Origin of the sequence: Mesorhizobium sp. C264A, from assembly GCF_040324515.1 — a bacterium.
In the GTDB taxonomy this organism is placed as follows: domain Bacteria; phylum Pseudomonadota; class Alphaproteobacteria; order Rhizobiales; family Rhizobiaceae; genus Mesorhizobium.
The window spans coordinates 3,276,694-3,302,175 of the sequence record NZ_JAMYVY010000001.1 but is presented as its reverse complement, the minus strand read 5'-3'; the positions used below and the strand labels follow the sequence as shown (position 1 = coordinate 3,302,175).

Here is a 25,482-nt window from a genome sequence, read left to right as displayed (position 1 = left end):
GGCGCTTGAAGGCTTAGACGGCGAGCTTGCGGGCCGTGGTGTGCGTGCCCGCAAGCGAATCGAGAATCGCCTCATAGGGCGCGAGCGTACCCACCGGTCCAACCGCGGTCAGCGTCGGCTTGGTCGAAAACAGCCGGGACGAAAGGTCGGTCAGCCGCTCGACGGTCAGCGCCGACAGCCGTTCCATCAACTCCTCCTTGGCGATCGGCCGGCCGAACAGAAGCAGCTGCCTGGCGATCTGCGAGGCGCGGCTGGCCGGGCTTTCAGCCGACATGATCAGGCCGGCGCGGTATTGCGCGCGGGCGCGGTCGAGCTCTTCCTGAAGGATATTCTCGCCGGCCTTCTGCAGCTCGTCGATAATGACCGGAACCAGTTCGGCAATGTCGCTCTGCCCGGTCGCGGCATGAACGCCGAAGATGCCGGTATCGGAAAAACCCCAGTGGAAGGCATAGACCGAATAGCACAGGCCACGCTTTTCGCGGACCTCCTGGAACAGCCGGGACGACATGCCGCCGCCGAGGATCATCGACAGCACCTGCGAAGCGTAGAAATCGCGCACATGATAGGCTCGGCCTTCGAAGCCGAGCACGATCTGCGCGTCCATCAGGTCGCGATCCTCGCGGAAATCGCCGCCGACATACTGCGCATATTGCGGCATCGTGCTGTCGGACTTGCTGCGGAAACCACCGAGCTGCTTTTCGACCTCGCGCACGAAATTGTCGTGCTTAATGTCGCCTGCCGCCACGATCACCATCTTCTCGGCGCCATACTGGCGCTCGATGAAATCATGCAGCTGTTTGGAGGTGAAGGATTTGACGGTTTCCGGCGTGCCGAGGATCGAGCGGCCGATCGTCTGGTGGCGGAAGGCGGTCTCGGTGAAACGGTCGAAGACGATGTCGTCGGGCGTGTCGTGCGCGGCGCCGATCTCCTGCAGGATCACATGCTGCTCGCGCTCCAGTTCCTCCGGGTCGAATTCGGACTCCTGCAGGATATCGGCAAGGATATCCACCGCCAGCGGCACATCGTCGGACAGCACCCTGGCGTAATAGGACGTCGTCTCGACTGATGTGGCGGCATTGATCTCGCCGCCGACATCCTCGATTTCCGAGGCGATCTCGAAGGCCGTCCGCCTTTTCGTACCCTTGAAGGCCATATGCTCGAGCAGATGGGCCATTCCGTGCTCGTCGTCACGCTCATTGCGGGCGCCGGACTTGACCCAGGCGCCAAGGGCAACGGATTCGAGGCTTGGAAGGGTTTCGGTGGCGACTGTCAGGCCGTTCGACAGACGGCTTACCTCAACACCCATATAGCAAGTACTCCCTAACGCGCTGCCCTTGAGTGGCGGCTCACGTAATCTTCCACCATTTTCAGGTCGGATGGAAGTACCGTGTACTTTTCGTCGGCTGACATCAAGGACCCCAGCCATGCGGGCAGGGCCGGCGACACGCCGCACGCGGCTTCGACGGCGGCCGGAAACTTGGCCGGGTGCGCCGTGCCCAGCACCACCATCGGCACTGCACCGTCGGCCTTGCCGGCGGCGACATGCACGGCCGCGGCCGTGTGCGGATCGAGCAGATAATTGCTGGATTCGAGCGTCGAGCGAATGGTGGCTGCAACCTCGTCCATATCGGCGCGTCCGGCGTCGAATTCGGACCGCATCCGGTCGATTTCCGCGGTTTCGACGGTGAAGGCGCCGGATTGCTTGAGGCCGGCCATGTAACGCCGCACCGTCTCTGCGTTACGGTCGCAGGCCTCGAACAGCAGCCGCTCGAAGTTCGACGATACCTGGATGTCCATCGACGGCGACGTCGTCGCAAACACACCCTTGGTGCGGTATTCACCGGTCGCGAAAGTGCGCGCCAATATGTCGTTGTCGTTGGTGGCGACGATCAGCCGCTCGATCGGCAGGCCCATCTTCTTGGCGGCGTAACCGGCGAAAATATCGCCGAAATTGCCGGTCGGCACGGTAAAGGAGACCGGCCTGTCCGGCGCGCCGAGCGAAAGCGCCGAGGAAAAATAATAGACGATCTGGGCCATGATGCGGGCCCAGTTGATAGAATTAACGCCCGATAGCCACACGCGATCACGAAAACCATGATCGTTGAACATATCCTTCAGCAGGCCCTGGCAATCGTCGAAATTGCCTTCGATGGCCAGGGCCTGGACGTTGGCGGCCGTCGATGTCGTCATCTGCCGCTGCTGCACCGGCGAGACGCGGCCATGCGGGAACATCACGAAAATGTCAGTTCGGTCGCGGCCGGCGAAGGCATCGATGGCGGCGCCACCAGTGTCACCCGAGGTTGCGCCGACGATGGTGGCGCGCTGGCCGCGCTCGGCCAGTACATGGTCCATCAGCCGGGCAAGCAGCTGCATGGCAACGTCCTTGAAGGCCAGCGTCGGACCGTGGAAGAGCTCGAGGATGAAGGTGTTGGCGCCGGTCTGCACCAGCGGGCAGACGGCCTGGTGGCGGAAGGTGGCATAGGCTTCGCGCACCAGGCGCTCGAAGACGGGTGCGGCGATCTCGCCGCCGAGGAACGGCGTCAGCACGCGGATGGCGAGATCCGCATAGGGCAGGCCGCGCATGGCGCGGATCTCGGCTGCCGAAATCTGCGGCCATGTCTGCGGCACATAAAGCCCGCCGTCGCGGGCCAGCCCCGCCAGCACCGCATCGGCAAATCCAAGCACGGGCGCATCCCCGCGGGTACTCACATAGCGCATCGTCAAAGGTCCATTGCTGCCGCCGGTTTCATCCACGGCAATTGGTTAATTTTCCGAGCCGGCTCAGTCGCATTTTTGCCGTGGCGTTGCTATACGTCACCAACTTTGCGAGAGGGAAGTGCAGTTTCATGGCGTTTCATAAATTCAACCGTCGCTTTGTCGCGGGTCTGGCGCTCACCGGCTTTATGCTTGCCGCCGCCGGTTGCCAATCGAGCGACAATGGCATCCTCAATCTCGGTTTCGGCAAGAAGACCGACCCGAATGCGCCAATACCGCCGCAGGATCCCAAGGTTCTCGCCAGCCAGTTGCAGGCCTACTGCCCGAAAGTGACGGTGCGTGACGGCACCGCGTACTTCAATACCTACGCCAAGGGCGCGCCGCAGCCGAAAAAGAAAAAGGCTGATGCGGCACAGGATGCCGAGGCCGCTGCCGCCGCGCAGACGGCGCCTGACGGCTCCATCGTAGATCCGAACAAGGATCCGGCCAAGATCATCTACCAGGCCTCGATCAGCGATGTGAGCCGCGATTGCAGCCGTGCCAACGGCCAGTTGACGATGAAGGTTGGGGTTGCCGGCAAGATCGTGCCGGGACCGCTGTTCGCCCCCGGCACCATCACCATGCCGATCCGCATTGCAGTCATGCACGGCCCCGACGTGCTTTATTCGCAAATTCACCCCTATCAGATCCAGGTCAGCGATCCCTCGACCGCCACCCAGTTCGTGTTCACCGATTCCAACGTCGTCGTGCCCGAACCCTCCGCCCGGGATTACACTGTCTATGCCGGCTATGACGATACTGCGCCGGCGGCGGCGGACAAGAAGTCCGGCAAGAAAAAGAAGCGCGCTCCCGCGACGAACTAAGCGCCTGGGCGCCGTCGCTGCTGCGACGGTGCCGGTCAACTCTTTGAAAGATCCAAACGATCCGATCCGAATCCTGCAGGTGTGCGCCTGCGGGCAGGTCGCGTCTGCCTTTAATCTCGATCCATTCCGCCAGCGCACTTGACTCATCCATAGCCCGGCGGTTATACGTCAATCAATAGCTCGCAGGTTATTGATCCCGATGCCAGACACCCACGATACTCTCTTCAGAACGCTTGCCGACCCGACGCGGCGGGCTATCTTCGAGCGCCTTTGCCGCCAAGGTGAGCAGACCGTAGGGGCGCTGACGGCGCAGTCCGGTGTCTCGCAACCGGCGGTGTCGAAGCATCTCGGCGTCCTGAAGCTGGCCGGCCTGGTGCGTGATCGCCACGCCGGACGCCAGACCCACTACAGCGCGCAGCCCGCGGCACTTGGTCCGCTGACCGACTGGACAGTTCAAATGACAGGATTCTGGGAGAGCCGCTTCGATGACCTCGAGAACCTGCTGAAAAGGATGGACCAGTGAGCAATCCCGAGCTGCGCACCGTCGTCGTCGAACGTGAAATATCCTGGCCGGCGGAGAAGATCTGGCGCGCGTTGACGCAGCCGCATCTGATGGAGGAATGGCTCATGAAGAACGATTTCAAGCCTGTCGTCGGCCACAGCTTCAATCTTCGCGGCGACTGGGGCGGCGTGCTCGATTGCGAGGTCCTCGCCGTCGAGCAAGGCAGGACGCTGTCCTACAGCTGGGATTTTGCGCATGAGGATGCCGCCTACAATCTGAAGAGCGTGGTGACGTTCACGCTCACGCCCACCAGCAAGGGGACCCATCTGCGCGTCGAGCAGTCGGGTTTCCATCCGAGCCAGAAGCAGGCCTATGGCGGAGCCAGGGCCGGGTGGCAGCAATTCCTCACCAAGCTGGAGCAGCTTCTGGCGAAGCCGGATTGAAGCCTGCCGGTACCATGCCCTGATCGCTGGGCCACCGAATGCAAAAAGGACAAATCGATGAAGATCAAGCTGACCAGCGTCTATGTGGACAACCAGGACAACGCACTGCGCTTCTACACCGACGTGCTGGGCTTTGCTGTGAAGGCCGACTTCAGCAATGGGCCTTTTCGTTGGCTGACCGTCATCTCACCCGATGAGCCCGAGGGAGCCGAGCTACAGTTGGCGCTCAACGACAACCCGGCCGCCAAGGCCTACCAGCAGGCCATCTTCAAGCAGGGGCAGCCCGCGCTCATGCTGTTCACCGACGACGTCAAGGGTGATTACGAGCGCATCAAGGGACGCGGCGGTGCGTTCGCCATGGCGCCGACAGAAGTGACCGGCTCGACCATCGCCCAGCTCAACGACAGCTGCGGCAATCTCATCCAGATCACCCAACTGGCGCGTTGGTAGGCGCTGGTTTCAAGAGGAAGTTGCAATGAACTTGAGCAAATGGATACGTCAAACCCATCGTTGGCTGTCGATCATCTTCACGCTGACCGTGGCAGCCAATTTCATCACCATGGCGTTCGGGCAACCTCCGGCCTGGGTGGTCTATTCGCCGCTGCTGCCGCTATTCCTGCTGCTGTTCAGCGGCCTCTATATGTTCGTGCTGCCTTACGTCGCGAAATCGCGTGGCGAGCAGGGCGCGCAAGGGTAAGACATGGCCAAGGCGCCGGGAAAATCGAAGGTCGCAAAACTGGCCCCAGACAAGCCGGAAAGGCCGGTCCTGCTTTCGGGCGGCAACCCGCAGATCCCGAAGGCCTATGGGGACGCTCCGGTGCAGGCATATATTGCTGCCATGCCGGGCTGGAAAAGCGATGTCGGGCGCCGGATCGACGCACTTATCGTCAGCGCCGTCCCCGGCGTCTACAAGGCGGTGAAGTGGAACTCACCGTTCTATGGCATCGAGGGCGAGGGTTGGTTCCTCAGCCTGCATTGCTTCACCAGATGCGTCAAAGTCGCCTTCTTTCGCGGCACGTCGCTCGATCCTGCGCCTCCCGGCTGTTCCAGGCAAAAGGAAGTGCGCTATCTCGACATCCATGAAGGCGAAGAGATCGACGAAGCCCGCTTCGCCTCCTGGGTGAAGCAGGCCAGCCGATTGCCCGGCGAGAAGATGTGAACGGAGGCAGACCATGAAGATCAGCATGTCGAGCATGGACGAGGGAGGCGCCTCTGCCTCCGAGCGGATAGATGCCCGAATCCGGGAGCTGGACGATTGGCGGGGCAAGACGTTGGCGAGCCTGCGCAAGACCATCCTCGACGCCGACCCGGAAATCATCGAGGAGTGGAAGTGGATGGGCAGCCCGGTATGGTCACGCGACGGCATGATCGCCGTCGGCAACGCTCACAAGGACAAGGTGAAGCTGACCTTTTCTCACGGCGCCAGCCTGCCGGATCCCAACAGGCTGTTCAACAACGGGCTCAACGGCAAGGTGTGGCGCGCCATCGATGTGTCGGAGGGCGACGAGATCGATGCGGATGCGCTGAAAGCGCTCGTCCGTGCCGCGATTGCCTACAACAGGGCAAAGAAGAAACCGGCCAAATCGGCCAAAGCCAAGGACTGATCGGTTCAGGCGTCCGACCACTCCGACAGAGCGGCAATCACACTTTTCAGTTCGGCCCAGCGGCGGATGACGGTTTCGGCGCCGGCTTCAGTCAGCACATCGGCATGGCCGGGATAGCTGTGCGCGGCGCCGGTGAAGCCGATCACGCGCATGCCGGCGGCCCTGGCGCCGGTGACGCCGTGCACCGAATCCTCGATGACGAAGGTGTTTGCCGGATTGGCGTTGAGTTGCTCCGCCGCAATCAGGAACACATCCGGCGCGGGCTTGGTTTTCTTGCTTGGTATTTCCAGCGCTGAAAAAATCCGGCCGGCGAAGAACGGCAGCAGGCCCACTTTCTCCAGCGTGAACTCGATCCGCTCCAAGCGTGAGTTCGAGCAGACGCAGCGCGGCGCGGTGACCGCGGCGACCGCCTCGCGCACGCCGTCGATGGCGCGCACGTCGCTGCGCAGTTTGCGGTCGACCAGCTCTTCGGCCCGGTCGATCATCGAGGCCTGGAACGGGATCGCGGACTTTGCCTCGACCCGCATCATGATGTCCTTGATGGTCAGTCCGGCATAGGTTTCGGCGTATTCCTCAGCCGAGATTTCATATCCGGCCAAGGTCAGCAATTCGGCCTCGACGCGGGCTGCGATGATTTCGGAATCGACGAGCACGCCGTCGCAATCGAAGATGACAAGGTCTGGCTGGGGCATGGCAATCCGAACGAGGGAGGGTGATGAGAGGCCCGGCAAGGCTCAAGCGGCGCGACATACACCAACGGGCCGGGCTGCGCAAATTGACGACGTCAGGGCTGCTTGGCCTGTTGCGTCCTTCACCGAATATTTACGCTGATCGGTAACCATAACGGGGAGTAAACAGTAACGCGTGCCTTGGGTGTAAAAATGTCTGCCGTGCGTCTTCTCGCCGACCTCTCCCACGCCCCCCAGCAATCCGAGTGGCTGGACACGATCCTCAAGGGCGATTGTGTCGCCGCGCTCGACCGGCTGCCGGAAAAATCCATCGACGTCATCTTCGCCGATCCGCCTTACAATCTGCAGCTCGACGGCGATTTGCACCGGCCCGACCAGTCCAAGGTCGACGCCGTCGACGACGACTGGGACCAGTTCGAGAGTTTCGAGGCCTATGACGCCTTCACCCGCGCCTGGCTCCTGGCGGCACGCCGCGTGCTGAAGCCGAATGGCACCATCTGGGTCATCGGCTCCTACCACAACATCTTCCGCGTCGGCGCCAAGATGCAGGATCTCGGCTTCTGGATCCTCAACGATGTCGTCTGGCGCAAGACCAACCCAATGCCGAATTTCCGCGGTCGCCGCTTCCAGAACGCGCATGAGACCATGATCTGGGCCTCGCGCGACCAGAAGGGCAAGGGCTACACCTTCAATTACGAAGCGATGAAGGCATCGAACGACGACATCCAGATGCGCTCCGACTGGCTGTTCCCGATCTGCACTGGCGGCGAGCGGCTGAAGAACGACAATGGCGACAAGCTGCATCCGACGCAGAAGCCGGAAGCGCTGCTCGCCCGCATCATGATGGCCTCGACCAAGCCGGGCGACATCGTGCTCGACCCGTTTTTCGGCTCCGGCACCACCGGCGCCGTGGCCAAGCGGCTTGGCCGCCATTTCGTCGGCATCGAGCGCGAACAGGCCTATATCGACGCCGCCAATGAGCGCATCGATGCGGTGCGGCCGCTGGAAAGCGCCGATCTCGCCGTGCTCACCGGCAAGCGCGCCGAGCCGCGCGTCGCCTTTGTCAGCCTCATCGATACCGGGCTTATGCAGCCCGGCGCCACGCTTTACGATGCCAAGAAGCGCTGGTCGGCCAAGGTACGCGCCGACGGCACGGTTGCCATCGGTGACAGCGCCGGCTCGATCCACAAGATCGGCGCCGAAGTGCAGGGCCTGGACGCCTGCAACGGCTGGACCTTCTGGCACTATGAGCGCTCGGGCGGCCTGACCCCGATCGACGAACTACGCCGCATCGCCAGGCTCGGCATGGAACGGGCAGGGGCCTGACGCTACCACATAAAGGTCGGCGCCCTACGGCGCCCCCCTCTGGCCTGCCGGCCATCTCCCCCACGAGGGGGGAGATCGCGCGCTTCATTGTTTTCGCCAACCTTCAACGTTGTAAGAAAGAGCCGTCGGCGAGGCTGCCAATCTCCCCCCTCGTGGGGGAGATGCCCGGCAGGGCAGAGGGGGGCGCCATAAAGCGCTACCTTCGACCCCTCTGCGTAGCTCAGGTCGCGATGCCATACCGCTCAAGGTCCGCCTTGAGCGTTTTTGCATCTGTGAACAGCACAGCATTCCAGCCGGCCACCCTGGCGCCATCGACATTTCTGGGGCTGTCGTCGATGAACAGCGTGGCTGACGGTTCGAGACCGAACGCGGCGACGTGATGGTCGTAGATGGCGCGGTCGGGCTTGATCTCACGGATATCGGCCGACACGGTCACGCCGCGCGGGCGGCTGAGGAAGTCGAAGCGCAGTCTTGCCTCGGCAAGCGTGTCGGCGGCGAAATTGGTCAGCATGGTCACGTCGTGGCCGCTCTCGATCAGGCCGAGCATAATGGCGACGCTGTCCTCATAGGCATGCGGCACCATGTCGTTCCAATAGCGTCGGAAATTGCGAATGTTTTCAGCATGATCCGGGTAATCCGCGATCAGCAGCGCTTCCGCCTCTTCCCACGTCCGGCCACGGTCCTGCTCGATGTTCCAGTCATGCGTGCAGACATTGTCGAAGAACCACTTGCGCTCTTCGGCATCGGGAATGAGGCGGCTGAACGGAATGTTCGGATCGTAGTGGAGCAAGACGCGGCCGATGTCGAACACGATATGGCGGATTTCAGTCATTTCTGGCCTTTCAAAGCGAATGCTAGTCAATGGGGCGGTGCTTTTTGGTTGCGCCCGGTATCGCTGCTTCGATGACCTTTTTCATGACCGTCGGCAGCGCTTCTCCGGAAATGTCATGGGCCAGCGACCAGAAATGCCCTTCCGGCGCATCACTTTTCACTTGAGCGTGAAAGACTTCGAGCTCGAGCGCGAAATGGGTGAAGACATGCGCGATCTCTCCAGCGCGCCGCCAGTCGGCAGGGAAGGGCGCTGCCTCCGAAGTGGTTGCACCGTCGATCCGCGCTGTCCAACCTGTGGTCGGCACCTCGGTCATGCCGCCGAGCAGGCCCTTGTCAGGCCGCTTGCGCAACAGGATGGCGCCGTCGCCGCGCTCGGCGACGAAGGCGGCACCCCGCCTGAGTGGTTTGTCGACCTTGGGCAGGCGGACCGGGAAGCGCTCGGGGTCGCCGGACAGGATGGCGCTGCAATCCTCGCGCACCGGGCACAGCATGCAGCGCGGCCGTCTTGGCGCGCAGATCGTAGCGCCGAGGTCCATCATCGCCTGGGCGAAATCGCCCGGCCTTGTCTGCGGAACCAGTCTTGCGACGAGCGCGCGGATTTCAGGCTTTGCCTCGCTGAGCGGCGTTGCGATCGAATAGAGCCGCGAGATGACACGTTCGACATTGCCGTCGACGACCGCCGCCGGACGGTCGAAGGCGATCGCCGCGATCGCCGCAGCCGTATAGGCGCCGATCCCCGGCAATTCCCTCAATCCCGTTTCGTTGTCGGGAAAACGGCCGCCCTGGCTCGCAACCAGATCGGCGCAGGCCTTGAGGTTGCGCGCCCGTGAATAATAGCCGAGCCCGGCCCAGGCCTTCATCACATCCTCGGCCGGCGCAGCCGCCAGCGCCTTCACATCAGGCCATTTCTCGACAAAGGCGCGAAAATAGGATTTTACCGCTTCGACCGTGGTCTGCTGCAGCATCACTTCCGAAAGCCAGATGCGATAGGGGTCCGGCCGTGCACCGCCGGCCGCGGCGTGCGGCGTGATCCGCCACGGCAGTTCGCGATGGTGCGCGTCGTACCAGGCAAGCAGACGCGCGGCGATCTCTCCCGATAGAGTTGGTCCGGATGCGGCCTTGCGGGTCTGTTCGTGCAGTGCCATTGATCGCGGGCTGGCTCTAGGCTGGTGAGGAGCGTGGCTGGAGAACGTACATGGCAGGGAGAACGCCTTACGGCAATCCCGTTCCGGTGAGCGATGTCGCGACCGCGATCCTCGACCCCGTGCTGCGCAAGCGGGCCGGCATTTCGATCGGGCTGGTGCAGTCATGGGAAGAGATCGCCGGCCCCAGGCTCGCCGGCCATTCGCGCCCCGAAAAAATCCAGTGGCCGCGCCGCATGCATGAGGACGATCCGTTCGAGCCGGCGGTGCTGGTCATCGCCTGCGAGGGCATGGCCGCGCTGCACCTACAGCACGAGACCGGCGAGATCATCAACCGCGTCAATGCCTTTCTCGGCTTCAACGCGATCGGCAGGATCCGGATCGTGCAAAAGCCGGTGCTGAGGGACAAAGCCCGGCCGAAACCGACGCCGAGAGCACTGACTTCTGTCGAAAAGGCCAAATTGTCCGATACCGTCGGCAAGATCGAGGATGAAGGCTTGCGCGCCTCGCTGGAGCGTCTTGGCGCCACAATTCTTGGCCAAAGGAAGCGGCCAAGGTAATCAACCGGTAATCAGTCGGTCATGAACGCGTCATCTATCTCGCGCATTCGTGATCCTGCATGTAGAGTTTGGCGATTGGAATGGGGACGGCGATGCCTTAATTCCCGCCAACTCTCGCCTTTTCTAGCCTTTGCGTTGCAAAATCAAACCACAGTCAGGTGATTCGCATGAACCGTAGCTTGTCCCGCAGAAACCTCCTGTCTTCGCTGGCCGTCATTCCGGCAGTGGCTATGCTCGCCGCATGCAGCGATTCAGGCGAGGATGCCAAAGCAGCGGATGTGAAGCCTGCGGCTCCCGCGGTGCCTGCTTCGACGCCTGCCACTCCGGCCGCCGTCAAGGTCCCGGAGTCTTCCGGCAATGTCGACATGGCCGAACTGCTGAAGCCCGGCGCTTTGCCCGACAAGCAGCTCGGCAAGGATGACGCCAAGGTCACCATCGTCGAATATGCTTCGATGACCTGCCCGCATTGTGCGCATTTCGCGGCGACCACCTTCCCTGAGTTGAAGACCAAATACATCGACACCGGCAAGGCGCGTTACATCCTGCGCGAATTCCCGTTCGATCCGAGCGCCGAGGCCGGTTTCATGCTGGCGCGCTGTTCGAAGGACAATTATTTCCCGATGGTCGACGTGCTGTTCAAGCAGCAGGCCAACTGGGTCGGCGTCAACAATACCAAGGATGCGCTGCTGCAGATCTCCAAGCTCGCCGGTTTTACACAGGAGTCCTTCGAGGCCTGCTTGACGGACCAGAAACTTCTGGACGATGTGAGATCGGTCCAGAAGCGCGGCGCCGATGAATTCAAGGTCGACTCGACGCCGACCTTCTTCATCAACGGGAAAACCTACAAAGGTGCGATGTCGATTGAGGAAATATCGGCCATCATCGACCCTCTGCTCTGACGTCCAGGCGGCGCCGGAGCGACTGCGCTTCGGCGTCAGCGCACCTTTGTGCCTTCCAGGCAGGCGCGAATGAAGTTTTCGCGCCTTCGCCTCCTCGGCTTCAAGTCCTTCGTCGAACCCGGCGAGTTCGTCATCGAACGTGGCCTGACCGGCATTGTCGGGCCGAATGGCTGCGGCAAGTCGAACCTTGTCGAGGCGATGCGCTGGGTGATGGGCGAAAGCTCATACAAGAACATGCGCGCGTCCGGCATGGACGACGTGATCTTTTCCGGCTCGGGAACGCGCCCGGCCCGCAACACCGCCGAAGTCACGCTGTTCCTCGACAATAGCGACCGGACCGCGCCCGCCGCCTTCAACGACGCCGATGAATTGCAAGTGTCGCGCCGCATCGAGCGCGAAGCCGGCTCGCTCTACCGCATCAACGGCAAGGAAGCCCGCGCCAAGGACGTGCAGCTTCTGTTCGCCGACCAGTCGACCGGCGCGCGCTCGCCTTCCATGGTCGGACAGGGCCGCATCGGCGAACTGATCCAGGCCAAGCCGCAGGCGCGCCGCGCGCTGCTCGAAGAGGCCGCCGGCATTTCCGGCCTGCACACGCGCCGTCACGAGGCCGAGCTTCGGCTGAAGGCGGCCGAACAGAATCTGGAACGGCTGGACGACGTCGTCGGCGAACTGGAAAGCCAGATCGAAAGCCTGAAGCGCCAGGCGCGCCAGGCATCGCGCTTCAAGAACCTGTCGGCCGATATCCGCAAGGCGGAAGCCACGCTCTTGCATCTGCGCTGGACCTTGGCCAAAACCCAGGAGGGCGATGCGCGGTCGGCATTGGCGGTTGCCACAGCTCTGGTCGGCGACCGCGCCGCCGCCCAGATGGCTGCCGCCCGTGAGCAAGGCATCGGTGCCCACCGGCTGCCCGATCTGCGCGATGCCGAGGCCGCCGCGGCTGCCGCCTTCCAGCGCCTGTCGATCGCCAAGGCGCAGATCGAGGAGGAGGCAGGCCGCATCCGCGCCCGCCAGGCCGAACTCGCGCGCCGGCTGCAGCAGCTCGACGGCGACATCGCCCGCGAGGAGCGCATGGTCCGCGACAATGCGGATATTCTTGAGCGCCTGCGCGAGGAAGAAGCCACGCTCAACTCAGACAATGCCGGCGCCGCCGAGCGCGAAGCCACGACGCGGGCCGCTTTCGAGCAGGCCGGCGCAACGCTTATAACAAGCGAAGCAAAGCTCGCGGCGCTGACCGCCGAACGAGCAGAGGCCGCCGCCTCGCGCAACCAGATCGAGCGCACGCTGCGCGACACCGCCGAACGCCGCGATCGCTTTGCCCGCCAGCTGGCCGATGTCGACCGCGAGCTATCGGAGATCGTCTCGAAAGTCGCCGGCCTGCCCGATCCCGCCGAGAAGCGCGCTTTGGTCGAGGACGCGCTCGCCCGGTTGGAGGAAGCCGAGGCCGGCGCCATTGCTGCCGAACAGGCGGTCGCCGAGGCGCGCGCCACCGAGAGTGCCGCCCGTCCGCCGCTGCAGGATGCCAGGGCCGAACTCGCCGGCATCGAGACCGAAGCCCGCACGCTGGCCAAGATCCTCAATGCCGCCAGCGGCGATCTTTTCCCGTCGGTACTGGAGCAACTCAGCGTCGAACGCGGCTATGAGACGGCCCTCGGTGCTGCGCTTGGCGAGGATCTCGACGTGCCGCTCGACCGCAGCGCGCCGGTGCATTGGGGCGAAAGCCAGGTTGAACCAGGCGATGCGGCTTTGCCGGAAGGCCTCAAGAGCCTCGCCAGCGTGGTGCGCGCGCCTTCGCAGCTTGCCCGCCGGTTGGCGCAGATCGGCATCGTCGATGCGGCGGACGGCAAACGCCTGCAGACGCTGCTTGCCCCCGGCCAGCGGCTGGTCAGCCGTGACGGCGCGCTGTGGCGTTGGGATGGCTTGACCGCCAGCGCCGATGCACCGACCGCGGCCGCGCAGAGGCTGGCGCAGAAGAACCGGCTGGCCGAGCTCGATGCCGAGGCGGTACAGGCGACGCAGATGATGCGCGAGGCCGAAGCCGCCCTTGCCCAGGCCGAACAGGCACTCCGCCAGGCGAGCGAGGCCGAACGCAATGCGCGCCAGGCCGGGCGCGATGCCCAGCACGGCCTGGACGCCGCCCGCAGCGCGCTGGCCGAGGCCGAAAAGGCCGGTGGCGAGCTGGCAAGCCGCCGCGCCGCCCTGGACGAGGCGCGCGCGCGAATCGTCGACAGCCATGAAGAAACGGCCGCCGCCTTCGCCGAGGCCGAAATGCTGCTGCAGGACGCCCCCGATCTCGGCGACCTGCAATTGCAGCTTGAACAATCCGCCGCCAATGTCAGCCGCGATCGCGCAACCTTGGCCGACGCGCGCGCCGTCCATGAAGGCCTGCGCCGCGAAGCCGAGGCGCGCACGCGCCGGCTCGACGCCATCGGCGCCGAGCGCAGCAACTGGTTGCAGCGGGCCGAAAACGCCTCGACGCAGATTGCCTCGCTGGGCGAGCGCAGGGCCGAGGCCGAGGCCGAGCGCGAAACGCTGGCCGACGCCCCCGACGAGATCGACGCCAGGCGGCGCGCGCTGCTGTCGCAGCTGACCGAGGCCGAGACCTTGCGCAAGGCGGCCGCCGACCGTTTGCAGGAGGCCGAGAACAACCAGGCCGAGCTGGACAAGGCCGCCACCGCGGCGATCCAGTCGCTGGCCGATTCCCGCGAAACCCGCGTCCGCGCCGAAGAGCGATTGACCGCCGCCGACGAGCGCCGGCTCGAGGTCGAGGCGCGCATCCAGGAAACGCTGAACACGCCGCCGCATCTGGTCATTCGCCATACTGGCCTGGAAGCCGACAGCCCGATGCCGGAAATGGCCGAGATCGAGCGCCAGCTCGACCGGCTGAAGGTTGAGCGCGAGCGGCTCGGCGCCGTCAATCTGCGCGCCGAGGAAGAGCAGAAGGAATTGTCGGACCGGCTGGAGACCATCGTCTCCGAGCGCGAGGACATCATCGAGGCGATCCGCAAGCTCAGGCAAGCGATCCAGAGCCTGAACCGCGAAGGCCGCGAACGGCTGCTTGCCGCTTTCGAGGTGGTCAACGGCCATTTCCAGCGGCTGTTCTCGCATCTGTTCGGTGGCGGCACGGCCGAATTGCAGCTGATCGAATCCGACGACCCGCTCGAAGCCGGGCTCGAAATCCTGGCCCGTCCGCCCGGCAAGAAGCCGCAGACCATGACGCTGCTGTCCGGCGGCGAGCAGGCACTGACGGCGATGTCGCTGATCTTTGCCGTGTTCCTGACCAATCCGGCGCCGATCTGCGTGCTCGACGAAGTCGACGCGCCGCTCGACGATCACAATGTCGAGCGCTTCTGCAACCTTATGGACGAAATGGCCGCGACCACCGAGACGCGCTTCGTCATCATCACCCACAACCCGATCACGATGGCGCGCATGAACCGCCTGTTCGGCGTGACCATGGCCGAGCAGGGCGTCAGCCAACTGGTGTCGGTCGATCTGCAGGCCGCCGAGGCGATGCGCGAGGCGAGCTGACGCAGCATGCTTTGTTGATTTCGTCGGCGATGGCCTCGATCCGACTGTTGCAACAGGACCGTCGCCCTTGCGACCTGCTTGCGACGCGCATTCTGTAAGGTTCGAAGAGAAGGAATTTAAGCGCCACCTGAGAGCGAACGCCAAAGCCCACATGCAAAGCGCCCGGCCAACGCGAAAGCGATGCCTACAAGGCGCAGATGGCAATAGGCTCCCACCGCAATTCAGCTGCCACGTTTATCGGAAGCCCAGGAAGCTCAGTATCGCAATCACGATAACGACTGCTCCGATGAGCCAGATTATGTTGTTCACCGTATCTCTCCCGAACTAGTTGCTGGGAGTGAACTCGTAAGAGCCTACTAATGTTCCCGCATTTTCTGCGTCGAAACAAAATGGCGGCCATCGCTTCGTCGATTGCCAGACCAAGGTCCGAACAGGGTATGACTGAAGTCCTGACGTCGGAGCCATAGGCCCGAAGGCGGGCAACCTATGCCTTCCCGATACATTGGAACCCGGCTGCCGAGCATGAGTCCCTTCATCGGTGGTCAATCGGGTGCCCGCCATTCCTGAGAGGTTAGCGGGCACCCGATCGTCGTGACACCGCCAAGCGGTGTTCGTTCAATAGAGAGGCTGACAGTGACCTTTGTCCAGAGATCTGTGCGTGACGGCGCCACCCGACCCGCAAACGACAACGACAGTCCTGCGGAAGTTTCTTCCGTTCTTGACCTCATACCATCGGCTGACGACGACAAGGTCGCTGAGCTTGTCAGGCGAACAGAGCGCCTGGCAATCGCAGTGGTTATCGGAATCGCGGTTCTGCTGATCTTGGCGCCGGTGGTTTACCTTGCACTTTCTTACGGGATCTGAGACCGCCCGACTTAGGCGATCTAAGATGGCCTGATTGGTCGTATTCTCGTAAATCTGAAAAGTTGTGCCGACAGTCCTCCTCGCAAGACAAGTGTTTCCCGTCACAGATCAGGAGATCGAACGCGACGACATAGAATGGTCGTGCGCAGCGCTCCTTTGTCGAGAGGCGTAACCCTGGTGGTCGGCTTGAAAGAGCGCCTTTACCAGAAGTTGCCAACAAGAGCTGTTGTCGCAATTCCTTCCTTCACACGCCGTGTTGCGCGGGAGCAGCCGTCACTGATCGCGCCCGTGGACCAACCACGCTACTCGGAACCAAAGGGATGGGACGCGGTTATCCCCGCGAAGGGATAATTAGCAGGTGGAGATATTACAATGAAAACAATGATCGTGAGCGCCTTGGCGCTGTTCATTGCCATGCCGACGATAGCTCCGGCAGCCGAAGCTGACGTGGTCATCACGACCCACCATCGACATCATCACAGGAGCGTAAAGGTCATCAATGACCAGGGTCAACGCCTTCATCACCGCAGACACGGCACGGTTGCCTTCTACGACCACGGCCGCAGACATCATCGCCGGGATACGGTCATCGTGACCGGCTCGATCGAGCGCAGCCATCATCGCTATTATCGACATCATCGGCATCATCCCGTCGTCATCCAGGACGACAACGATTACTGATCCTCTCCGCACGGCCCCGGCTCTGTCAACGGAGTCGGGGTCGCGTGGGAGTCAGATAGCTCCTGACGGCAGCCATCGACAAGGTCGGTAAATCATTGATTCCAAAGGCATGTGATTTGGCTGGGGCGCCAGGATTCGAACCTGGGAATGTCGGTACCAAAAACCGATGCCTTACCACTTGGCGACGCCCCAGCAAACGAGCTTTGCCCGCTGCGCGCGGCCTTATAGGACGAGCGGCACGAAAGCTCAATGCCGAGTTGGCCACTGTGCAAAACTGATCCACCGCTTGGCGCGGGGACGCGCTATTCGCCCCAGACCGCCAACTCGTTGCCAGCGGGATCGGTGAAATGGAACCGCCTGCCGCCCGGGAACGAGAATACGGCTTGACGATCGTGCCGCCGGCGCTTTCGACAACGTCGAGGGTGGCTTCCAGATCCTGCGAATAGAGCACCGGCAATGGTTTCGCCGGAGCCTCGCCTGCATCGGCCTGGAAGCCGCCATCGAGCCCTTCGCCGAAGGCTGAATAGGTCGGCCCGTAATCGGTGAACGACCACGAGAAGGCGGCGCTGTAGAAAGCCTTGACGCTGTCCAGCGTCGCGCCGGTCGCGGGCAGTTCGAGATAGTCGAGTTTTCCGTTGAGTTTCATCACGCTGCTCCCAAGTTGTTCCCTATATGTTCTATATCTTGGGCAGCGATACGGCAAGTCTTTTTGATGCGGCTTTCCTTAATCGATTGTAGTTGGCGCGCCTGGCCGGCCACGCCTTGCCTTTCGCACTGCAGCATAATAACGCTCGGGTCGGAGCGCGGGGGGAACCGGGTCTTGGCCCCGGGGTTCTAATCTTCCGAGAACTTGGAGGGCGAGCATGACCAAATGGGTCTACACCTTCGGCGATGGCGCCGCGGAAGGACGTGCGGGCGACCGCAACCTTCTCGGTGGCAAGGGCGCCAATCTGGCCGAGATGTGCAGTCTTGGCCTGCCCGTGCCGCCGGGCTTTACGCTCACCACCGAAGTCTGCAACGCCTATTACGCCAACGGCAACAGCTATCCGGCCGAGTTGCAGGCCGATGTCGTCAAGGCGCTGGACCATATCGGGCAACTGACCGGGCGCCGTTTCGGCGATCCGTCGAAGCTGCTTCTGGTCTCGGTCCGCTCCGGGGCCAGGGCCTCGATGCCGGGCATGATGGACACCGTGCTCAATCTCGGCCTCAATGACGAGACGGTCGAGGCGCTGGCAGCCGATTCCGGCGATGCCCGCTTTGCCTATGACAGCTACCGCCGCTTCATCCAGATGTATTCCGATGTCGTCATGGGTCTCGACCACGAAGTGTTCGAGGAAATCCTCGAGGACCAGAAGGCCAGCCTCGGCCACGAGCTCGACACCGAACTGACAGCGCAGGAATGGCAGAGCGTCATTGCCCTCTACAAGGCCAAGGTCGAGGAGGAGCTCGACAGGCCGTTTCCACAGGACCCGCACGAGCAGCTGTGGGGGGCGATCGGCGCGGTGTTTTCCAGCTGGATGAACAACCGCGCCATCACCTACCGGCGCCTGCACGACATCCCGGAAAGCTGGGGCACGGCGGTCAATGTCCAGGCCATGGTGTTCGGCAATATGGGCGAGACGTCAGCCACTGGCGTCGCCTTCACTCGCAACCCCTCGACCGGCGAAAAGATGCTCTACGGCGAGTTCCTGGTGAACGCGCAGGGCGAGGATGTCGTGGCCGGCATCCGCACGCCGCAGAACATCACCGAGGCGGCGCGCATTGCCGCTGGCTCCGACAAGCCGTCGCTGCAGAAACTGATGCCGGACGCGTTTCGCTCCTTCGTCGACATCTCCGACCGCCTGGAACAGCACTACCGCGATATGCAGGACCTCGAATTCACCATCGAGCGCGGCAAATTGTGGATGCTGCAGACGCGTTCCGGCAAACGCACCGCCAAGGCGGCGCTGAAGATCGCCGTCGAAATGGCGCGCGACAAGCTGATCACGACGGAGGAGGCGGTCGCCCGCATCGATCCGGCCTCGCTCGATCAGCTGTTGCATCCGACCATCGACCCCAAGGCCGCGCGCGATGTCATCGGCGTCGGCCTGCCGGCTTCTCCGGGCGCGGCGACCGGCGAGATTGTTTTCTCCTCGGGCGATGCCGAGGATCTGAAGACGCAAGGTCGCAAGGCAATCCTGGTGCGCATCGAAACCAGCCCCGAAGACATTCATGGGATGCATGCTTCGGAAGGCATCCTGACCACGCGCGGCGGCATGACCAGCCACGCCGCCGTGGTCGCGCGCGGCATGGGCAAGCCTTGCGTTTCGGGCGCCGGCTCGCTGCGTGTCGACTACAAGGCCGGCACGCTGATGTCGATGGGCCAGACCTTCCGCAAGGGCGACATCATCACCATCGATGGCAGCAACGGCCAGGTGCTGAAGGGCGCCGTGTCGATGCTGCAGCCGGAACTGTCGGGCGATTTCGCCGCCATCATGGAATGGGCCGATGCGGTGCGCCGCATGAAGGTGCGCACCAATGCCGAGACGCCGCTCGATGCGCGCATGGCGCGCTCCTTCGGCGCCGAAGGCATCGGCCTCTGCCGCACCGAGCACATGTTCTTCGACGGCGAGCGTATCGTCGCCATGCGCGAGATGATCCTGGCCGATACCGAGAAGGACCGCCGCACCGCGCTTGCCAAGCTGTTGCCGATGCAGCGCTCGGATTTCCTCGAACTGTTCGAGATCATGGCCGGCCTGCCGGTGACGATCCGGCTGCTCGATCCGCCGCTGCACGAATTCCTGCCCAAGACGGAAGCGGAGGTGGCGGAGGTCGCCGCCGCCATGAACGTCTCGCTCGACAAGCTCAGGCAGCGCACCGAAGCCTTGCACGAGTTCAACCCGATGCTCGGCCATCGCGGCTGCCGCCTCGCCGTCTCCTATCCCGAGATTGCCGAGATGCAGGCGCGCGCCATTTTCGAGGCAGCCGTCGAGGCCGGCAAGAAAGCCGGCGCGCTGGTCGTTCCCGAGATCATGGTGCCGCTGGTCGGCCTGGTGAAGGAGCTCGACTACGTCAAGGCGCGCATCGATGCGATCGCCAAGGCTGTCATGGACGAGACCGGCGTCAAGATCGACTATCTCACCGGCACGATGATCGAGCTTCCGCGCGCGGCGATCCGCGCCCACGTCATCGCCGCTACGGCCGAGTTCTTCTCCTTCGGCACCAACGATCTCACCCAGACCACCTTCGGCATCTCGCGCGACGATGCGGCGTCCTTCCTCGAGACCTATCGGCAGAAAGGAATCATCGAGCAGGACCCGTTCGTCTCGCTCGACATCGAGGGCGTCGGCGAACTGGTGCGCATGGCTGCGCAAAAAGGCAGGGCGACGCGGCCCGACATCAAGCTCGGCATATGCGGCGAACATGGCGGCGATCCGGCCTCGATCCGCTTCTGCGAAGAGGTCGGCCTCGACTATGTGTCGTGCTCTCCCTACCGGGTGCCGATCGCAAGATTGGCCGCAGCCCAAGCCGCGGTGCAGATTGCCAAAACAGCAGTGCCGCGCCCCAAAAAGAGCGCCGCGGCATCCTGATTTCGACATAGTCATTTCGGCAGCGATGAAACGGCCACCCTGGGTGGCCGTTTGGCGCTAAGCTTACGATTTTGTAAGCAAATTCACGCTGATGTGCGCGGCTCAACACGCAATCCCGACATCGTTTCTGCCCAATTTCACGGCCCCCCAACCCGCCCGGTGCCGAGAAAAAGATGTTACAGATTTCGCCCAGACCCTTCCGCTCGATCCTGATTATCCAGACCAAGTTCATCGGCGATGTTGTTCTGTCCTCCACGCTCGCCAAGAACCTGCAGCTCGAATATCCCGGTGTCAGGATCGTCTTTCTCTGCGAGGCGCGCCTCGCCAGTTTCGTGACCGCCCACGGCATCGCCTCGGAAGTCGTGACCTTCCGCCGCGCCGCCATGCGCGGCACCCCGCTGGAGCGTGGGCGCGAGCTCTATTCTATGATCAGCAAGCTGCGCCAATTCCGTTTCGACCTGACCATCGACCTCACCGATTCAAAGACATCGCGGCTCATCGTCAGGTTCCTCAACGCCAGCACCCGCATCGGCTACAATCCTCCGGAAAGGCCGCTGCGCTGGCATGAGCGCCAGCCCGCCAATGTCTTTGCCGAGCCGTTCGGTTTTGGCGAACGTCACTATCTCTACCGCTACCTTTCGCCGCTCGAGCCGCTCGGCGTCGGCCTGCGCGTGCGGGTGCCGTCGATTCGGCCATTGCCGATGGAGACGGCGAGGGCCCAGGCATTGCTGGACAAACACCATTTGCGGCCAAACGGCTTTGTCGCGGTGCATGCCGGCGCCAGTTTTCACGGCCGGCGCTGGCAGCATGAACGCTTTGCCGCCGTGTTCGACACGATTTCGCGCGAAACCGGACTGGATTTCGTACTCGTCGGAGGCCCTGACGAGCGCAAGCCGGCCGAGCAGATCCTCGCCAGTGCCGCGTCGATCGTCAACCTCGTCGGCGCGCTGTCGCTGGAAACGCTGCTGGCGGTGTTGCAGCAGGCGCGGCTGTTTGTCGGCAATGAGAGCGGCCCCATGCACATGGCAGCAGCGGCCGGAACGCCGGTTGTCGGCCTGTTCGGCCTGACCAGCCCGGCCGTCTGGGGACCGGTCGGCGTGCCCAGCCTCGCCTTGCAGCCATCCATGCCGTGCAATTGCGTGGCGGGCAGCCTGTGCAATCCGCTCGATCCCAGCAAGGCCTGCTGCGTCTGGCGCCTCGAGGTCGAACCGGTCGTCGCGGCCGTGCGCGAAGTCCTGTCACGCACGCATGTGGAACTGGAACACGCCGTCTGACGGTGCGCGGCGGTCACATTGTCGGGATATCAGCTTTCTCACGGCCACTATCCCAATTTCCGCCTTGTTGCGGGTCCTGGGATGCGGCTATGACAGCGCCGATTCTCAGACAAGACAGGCATCCCTTGCAAAAGCTGTTTTGCGCCTTGGCGCTATCTATCCTGGCCGTGTCCTCGGCCCAGGCCGCGCCGCTTGTCGAGCCGACGCTGCATCTGAAGGCTGAGGATGGTGGCAGTGGCAATGTCGGCCGCGTCGCGCTTACGCTCGACGCCTGCGGCGGCCAGACCGATACGAGGATCCTGTCGGCGCTGGTGGAGAACCGGATTCCGGCGACGATCTTCGTCACCGGCATCTGGCTGAAGCGCAACGCCGCCGTCGTCGAGATCATGCGCGCGCATCCGGACCTGTTCGAACTGGAAAACCATGGCGGCCATCACATCCCGGCCGTCGACACGCCGCGCAAGATCTATGGCATCCGCAGCGCCGGCAGCCCGGAAGCGGTGCGGGCCGAAGTCGAATCGGGCGCCGCCGCTCTCGCTGGCACCGGCGAGCCGGCGCCGAAATGGTTTCGCGGCGCGACCGCCGAATACAGTCCGTCGGCCATCGCTATGATCCGCAGGCTCGGCTTCAAGATCGCCGGCTTTTCGATCAACGGCGATGGCGGCTCGTTGCTTGGTGCAAAAGAAACCGCCCGGCGCATCGCCGCCGCCAAGGATGGCGATGTCATCATCGCCCACATCAACCAGCCGACCCACGCCGCCGGCGAGGGCGTCGTGCAAGGTCTGCTCGCGCTGAAGGCCAAGGGGCTGATGTTCGTGCGGCTGGATGACGCCGACGGTGTCGGCAACGACGGGACGACTGATTAGGATTGGGCGGCGGCAGGCAGTTTCATCGCCTTTGGACTGACGTCGCCGACGTTTGAGATTAGCCGAGGCCTCTAAACTTCGTCATCCCAGGATGAAACAGGAGCGAAGCTCCGTCGCGAAGACCCTGGGATGACGAAGCGAGCAACGGCGGCTTGAGTCGCTTGCTCAGGCCGGTGCTGCTTCGATATTGACCCTGTTGGGATAAAACGCGCCGTGGTCGCGAATCTCAGCCATTTCGTCGAAGGGCTGCTCATAGCCCCACATCGCGTCCTTGCCGGTCTCACCGGCCGGCAGCACGCTCCAGTAGCTGGCGTCGCCCTTGTAGGGGCAGTGGGTCGACAGGGTGGTTTTGCCGAGCTGGGTGAAGTCGATGTCTTCGAAGGGGATGTAGAATGCCTGGGGGTAGGGCGGTTCGGACAGAAGCTTCGCCCGCGTCGATGATGGCGATCACCGTATCGCCGGCACGCACGACCACGGTACCGCGATAGGGTTCGACGGTGATGACCTTGCCGGGATTGCTCTGAAAGCCGGGGGCGGGGTTGGCGATCTGGTCCATGCGGGGTTCTCCTTGTTCGATTGGGAGCACAGTCCGATTGAGAGCGTGCGGGATGCTTCCCATGTCTCTAAAATGTGTCTGGAGAACCCGTTGCGCAAGCCTTCGCCAGTAGCCCAGAGCTGGCCTTCCGATCACTAAAAACGATCCCGCGTGGAATGCTCAGGCTGCGGTCTTGAACACGTCCATGAGGCCGGCATAGGCCGCGGCAATACCGGCTACCGGGTTGGTGCTTCTTGACGTCGTCTCGACCTTCAGTGGGCCGCCGCCTGTCGGCAAGGTGAGCAGCAGGAACTGGCGATTGCCGCCATCGCCGATCGATGCGGCGGCGACATGCTGGCCTTCGCCTTCGTTCTGGACGCACATTTTGAACAGCAGCGTGCCGCCGACCGCTTCAAGGGCGCCGCCGACCACCTCGACAAATTCGTCTTCGGAGACCTTTTTGGCCTCCGGCACGAGATCGGCCAGACTTGCGGCAAGCGTGTCTTCAAGCTCTTTGTCGTCGAGTTGAATATCGTCCAACTGCACGTCTTGGGCCTCGCTGTCATCCAGCTGCCTGTCGTCGATCTGCCTGTAATCGATCTGCTTGCCGTCGATCTGCTTGCCGTCGAGCTGCGTGTCCATGCGAACCTCTTTCAGTCGCCAATCCGCACCCCTACCCCGTTAACGAACCTTAACGTCGACGATGGCCGGATTGTGGCGGTTTTCCCCGCCTTTCGATCACTGCTTGCTTCAGCCGTTAACGGTTGGAGACGTCATGGCTGGACAATCCGTCCGTTCGTCCCACAATGGAACAAAAGACGGGAAAAACGAGGAAGCAATGGGAGGAACCAGATGCTCGGACTGATGCAGGAATGGCCGCTGCTCTGCCACAAGCTGATCGACAATGCCGAGCGGCAGCACGGGACGCGCGAGATCGTCTCGCGCTCGATCGAAGGTCCTGTCGTTCGCACCACCTATGCTGAAGTTCATCGCCGCGCGCTCAAGGTCGCTCAACGGTTGGAGCGCGATGGCTTTGTGCTCGGCGACCGCATCGCGACCCTGGCCTGGAACACGGCGCGCCACATAGAGGCCTGGTACGGCATCATGGGCATCGGCGCCATCTACCATACGCTCAACCCGCGTTTGTTCCCCGAGCAGATCGTCTGGATCATGAACAATGCGCAGGATAGAGGGATCTTCGTCGACCTGACCTTCATGCCGCTGCTGGAAAAGATCGCCGGCGCGGTCAAATCGCTGAAAAAGGTGATCGTCCTGACCGACAAGGCGCATCTGCCTGAAACGACGCTGTCGAATGTGGTTGCCTATGAGGACTGGTTGAACGAGGCCGATGGCGACTTCGCCTGGAAGGTTTTCGGCGAAAACACCGCAGCCGGCATGTGCTACACCTCCGGCACGACGGGCGATCCCAAAGGTGTGCTCTACAGCCACCGCTCGAATGTGCTGCATGCCATGATTGCTGCCATGCCCGACGCCATGGGCCTCTCCGCGCGGGACACGATCCTCCCCGTCGTGCCGATGTTTCATGCCAATGCCTGGGGCCTTGGCCAGAGCGCGCCGATGATCGGCGCCAAGCTGGTCATGCCCGGTTGCAAGATGGACGGCGCCTCGATCTACGAGCTGCTCGACACCGAGAAGGTGACCTTCAGCGCCGCCGTGCCGACCGTCTGGATGATGCTGCTGCAGCATCTGGAAGACACCGGCAAGAAGCTTCCCTATCTCAGCAAAGTCGTCATCGGCGGCTCGTCCTGCCCGCGCGCCATCATCAGGAAATTCCAGGACAATTACGGTGTCGAAGTCATCCATGCCTGGGGCATGACCGAAATGTCACCGCTCGGCACGCTGTGCACCATGAAGCCGCAGTATCAAGCGCTCGAGGGCGAGGACCGGCTCGATATCCAGGGCAAGCAGGGCTACCCGCCCTTCGGGGTCGAGATGAAGGTGACGGATGACGACGACAAGGAACTGCCTTGGGACGGCAAGACCTTCGGCCGGCTGAAGGTGCGCGGTCCAGCCGTCGCCAGCGCCTATTATGGCGGCGTCGGAGCCGAGCAGTTCGACAAGGACGGCTGGTTCGACACTGGCGATGTCGCCCATATCGATTCCGGCGGCTACATGCAGATCACCGATCGCGCCAAGGACGTCATCAAGTCGGGCGGCGAGTGGATATCGACCATCGACCTGGAGAACCTCGCCGTCGGCCATCCCGATGTCGCCGAGGCCGCGGCGATCGGCGTCCATCATTCGAAATGGGGCGAGCGGCCCTTGCTGGTCGTGGTCGCCAAGCCCGGCAAGGAGCCGAGCAAGGCCGATATACTGGCGTTCATGGACGGCAAGGTGCCGAAATGGTGGATACCCGACGACGTCGCTTTCGTCAGTGAAATCCCGCACACCGCCACCGGCAAGATCCAGAAGATCACCTTGCGCAAGCAGTTCAGCGACTACCGCCTGCCGACGGATTGACCGGGACCGTGCGTTTCCTTGACCTTCAAGCTACCGGCCGCAAAAACGTTAGGGCAGGGGATGTTCAATTTGAGCATCCTTTGCTCTAAGCGTCTGTGCGGGTTGGGGCG

Annotated in this window: 22 protein-coding genes, 1 tRNA gene and 2 pseudogenes; 16 read left to right on the top strand and 9 right to left on the bottom strand. The window is 62.9% G+C overall.

From position 1 onward, the window contains the following. Positions 1–13 precede the first annotated feature (13 nt). Together NKL04_RS16285 and thrC are read right to left on the bottom strand one after the other, a co-directional pair. Positions 14–1,306 (bottom strand): M16 family metallopeptidase, encoded by a 1,293-nt coding sequence (locus NKL04_RS16285; RefSeq protein WP_023668402.1) that lies wholly within the window; start codon positions 1,304–1,306, stop codon positions 14–16. 14 nt (positions 1,307–1,320) lie between these two features. Next, positions 1,321–2,718 carry a threonine synthase gene (gene thrC, locus NKL04_RS16280; RefSeq protein WP_352723856.1) on the bottom strand — a complete coding sequence of 466 codons (1,398 nt, stop codon included), beginning with the start codon at positions 2,716–2,718 and terminating at the stop codon, positions 1,321–1,323. A gap of 128 nt (positions 2,719–2,846) precedes the next feature. Here thrC and NKL04_RS16275 point away from each other — a divergent pair, with 128 nt between their 5' ends. The 7 genes from NKL04_RS16275 (at position 2,847) to NKL04_RS16245 (ending at position 6,127) form a co-directional block, all read left to right on the top strand. Then, positions 2,847–3,578: a hypothetical protein gene (locus NKL04_RS16275; RefSeq protein ID WP_023702000.1), complete on the top strand. Its 732-nt coding sequence runs from the start codon at positions 2,847–2,849 to the stop codon at positions 3,576–3,578. 199 nt (positions 3,579–3,777) lie between these two features. Next, entirely contained in the window at positions 3,778–4,101 is a 324-nt protein-coding gene (locus NKL04_RS16270) for an ArsR/SmtB family transcription factor (RefSeq protein ID WP_023701999.1), read from the top strand. Then, entirely contained in the window at positions 4,098–4,523 is a 426-nt protein-coding gene (locus NKL04_RS16265) for an SRPBCC family protein (protein ID WP_023701998.1), read from the top strand. Before NKL04_RS16270 ends, NKL04_RS16265 begins: the two co-directional genes overlap by 4 nt. A 57-nt stretch (positions 4,524–4,580) precedes the next feature. Next, complete coding sequence (locus tag NKL04_RS16260; RefSeq protein ID WP_023668397.1) at positions 4,581–4,973, top strand: VOC family protein; 393 nt, start codon at positions 4,581–4,583, stop codon at positions 4,971–4,973. A 25-nt stretch (positions 4,974–4,998) separates the two neighbouring features. Further along, the gene (locus tag NKL04_RS16255; RefSeq protein WP_023701997.1) at positions 4,999–5,220 is read left to right on the top strand and encodes a hypothetical protein; all 222 of its coding nucleotides are present in this window, start codon (positions 4,999–5,001) and stop codon (positions 5,218–5,220) included. Between the two features lie 3 nt (positions 5,221–5,223). Further along, positions 5,224–5,682: a DUF1801 domain-containing protein gene (locus NKL04_RS16250; protein WP_023701996.1), complete on the top strand. Its 459-nt coding sequence runs from the start codon at positions 5,224–5,226 to the stop codon at positions 5,680–5,682. Positions 5,683–5,695: 13 nt separating this feature from the next. Next, positions 5,696–6,127 carry a DUF1801 domain-containing protein gene (locus NKL04_RS16245; RefSeq protein WP_023701995.1) on the top strand — a complete coding sequence of 144 codons (432 nt, stop codon included), beginning with the start codon at positions 5,696–5,698 and terminating at the stop codon, positions 6,125–6,127. Positions 6,128–6,132: 5 nt separating this feature from the next. On the opposite strand, the gene NKL04_RS16240 is transcribed toward NKL04_RS16245, so the two are convergent. Next, positions 6,133–6,819: an HAD family hydrolase gene (locus NKL04_RS16240; protein WP_023701994.1), complete on the bottom strand. Its 687-nt coding sequence runs from the start codon at positions 6,817–6,819 to the stop codon at positions 6,133–6,135. 189 nt (positions 6,820–7,008) lie between these two features. Here NKL04_RS16240 and NKL04_RS16235 point away from each other — a divergent pair, with 189 nt between their 5' ends. After that, the gene (locus NKL04_RS16235) at positions 7,009–8,142 is read left to right on the top strand and encodes a site-specific DNA-methyltransferase (RefSeq protein WP_023687165.1); all 1,134 of its coding nucleotides are present in this window, start codon (positions 7,009–7,011) and stop codon (positions 8,140–8,142) included. 220 nt (positions 8,143–8,362) lie between these two features. Here NKL04_RS16235 and NKL04_RS16230 read toward each other — a convergent pair whose 3' ends face one another. Both NKL04_RS16230 and mutY read right to left on the bottom strand, forming a co-directional pair. Next, positions 8,363–8,974, bottom strand: coding sequence for an HAD family hydrolase (locus NKL04_RS16230; RefSeq protein ID WP_023701993.1), 612 nt, complete (start codon positions 8,972–8,974; stop codon positions 8,363–8,365). Between the two features lie 22 nt (positions 8,975–8,996). Further along, the gene (gene mutY / locus NKL04_RS16225) at positions 8,997–10,118 is read right to left on the bottom strand and encodes an A/G-specific adenine glycosylase (protein ID WP_023687167.1); all 1,122 of its coding nucleotides are present in this window, start codon (positions 10,116–10,118) and stop codon (positions 8,997–8,999) included. 50 nt (positions 10,119–10,168) lie between these two features. Between mutY and NKL04_RS16220 the strand changes: the two genes are divergently transcribed. The 4 genes from NKL04_RS16220 (at position 10,169) to NKL04_RS16205 (ending at position 16,647) form a co-directional block, all read left to right on the top strand. Beyond that, the gene (locus tag NKL04_RS16220) at positions 10,169–10,675 is read left to right on the top strand and encodes a DUF721 domain-containing protein (protein WP_031209617.1); all 507 of its coding nucleotides are present in this window, start codon (positions 10,169–10,171) and stop codon (positions 10,673–10,675) included. A 167-nt stretch (positions 10,676–10,842) separates the two neighbouring features. Then, entirely contained in the window at positions 10,843–11,574 is a 732-nt protein-coding gene (locus tag NKL04_RS16215) for a DsbA family protein (RefSeq protein WP_023687169.1), read from the top strand. A 69-nt stretch (positions 11,575–11,643) separates the two neighbouring features. Next, complete coding sequence (gene smc / locus NKL04_RS16210) at positions 11,644–15,102, top strand: chromosome segregation protein SMC (protein WP_352723850.1); 3,459 nt, start codon at positions 11,644–11,646, stop codon at positions 15,100–15,102. A gap of 1,236 nt (positions 15,103–16,338) precedes the next feature. Further along, entirely contained in the window at positions 16,339–16,647 is a 309-nt protein-coding gene (locus NKL04_RS16205) for a hypothetical protein (RefSeq protein ID WP_023670691.1), read from the top strand. Between the two features lie 117 nt (positions 16,648–16,764). Here NKL04_RS16205 and NKL04_RS16200 read toward each other — a convergent pair. Next, positions 16,765–16,839 (bottom strand) — tRNA-Gln (locus NKL04_RS16200). Positions 16,840–16,949: 110 nt separating this feature from the next. Beyond that, a pseudogene (locus tag NKL04_RS16195) lies at positions 16,950–17,293 on the bottom strand (VOC family protein). Positions 17,294–17,510: 217 nt separating this feature from the next. Between NKL04_RS16195 and ppdK the strand changes: the two are divergent. The 3 genes from ppdK to NKL04_RS16180 all read left to right on the top strand — a co-directional run bounded on the left by ppdK (position 17,511) and on the right by NKL04_RS16180 (position 22,356). Continuing rightward, on the top strand, positions 17,511–20,216 hold the full coding sequence (gene ppdK, locus NKL04_RS16190) for a pyruvate, phosphate dikinase (RefSeq protein ID WP_023703201.1): 2,706 nt from the start codon (positions 17,511–17,513) through the stop codon (positions 20,214–20,216). Between the two features lie 173 nt (positions 20,217–20,389). Further along, a complete protein-coding gene (locus NKL04_RS16185; protein ID WP_023703202.1) occupies positions 20,390–21,490 on the top strand; it encodes a glycosyltransferase family 9 protein in 1,101 nt (366 codons plus the stop codon). 89 nt (positions 21,491–21,579) lie between these two features. Continuing rightward, a complete protein-coding gene (locus NKL04_RS16180) occupies positions 21,580–22,356 on the top strand; it encodes a polysaccharide deacetylase family protein (protein ID WP_050590348.1) in 777 nt (258 codons plus the stop codon). A 165-nt stretch (positions 22,357–22,521) separates the two neighbouring features. On the opposite strand, the pseudogene NKL04_RS16175 reads toward NKL04_RS16180, so the two are convergent. Together NKL04_RS16175 and NKL04_RS16170 are read right to left on the bottom strand one after the other, a co-directional pair. Further along, positions 22,522–22,912 (bottom strand): annotated as a pseudogene (locus NKL04_RS16175) (DUF427 domain-containing protein). A 159-nt stretch (positions 22,913–23,071) separates the two neighbouring features. Continuing rightward, complete coding sequence (locus NKL04_RS16170) at positions 23,072–23,431, bottom strand: hypothetical protein (protein WP_023670697.1); 360 nt, start codon at positions 23,429–23,431, stop codon at positions 23,072–23,074. A 312-nt stretch (positions 23,432–23,743) separates the two neighbouring features. On the opposite strand from NKL04_RS16170, the gene NKL04_RS16165 reads away from it, so the two are divergent. Then, positions 23,744–25,372: a fatty-acid--CoA ligase gene (locus NKL04_RS16165; protein ID WP_023703205.1), complete on the top strand. Its 1,629-nt coding sequence runs from the start codon at positions 23,744–23,746 to the stop codon at positions 25,370–25,372. Positions 25,373–25,482: the final 110 nt, after the last annotated feature.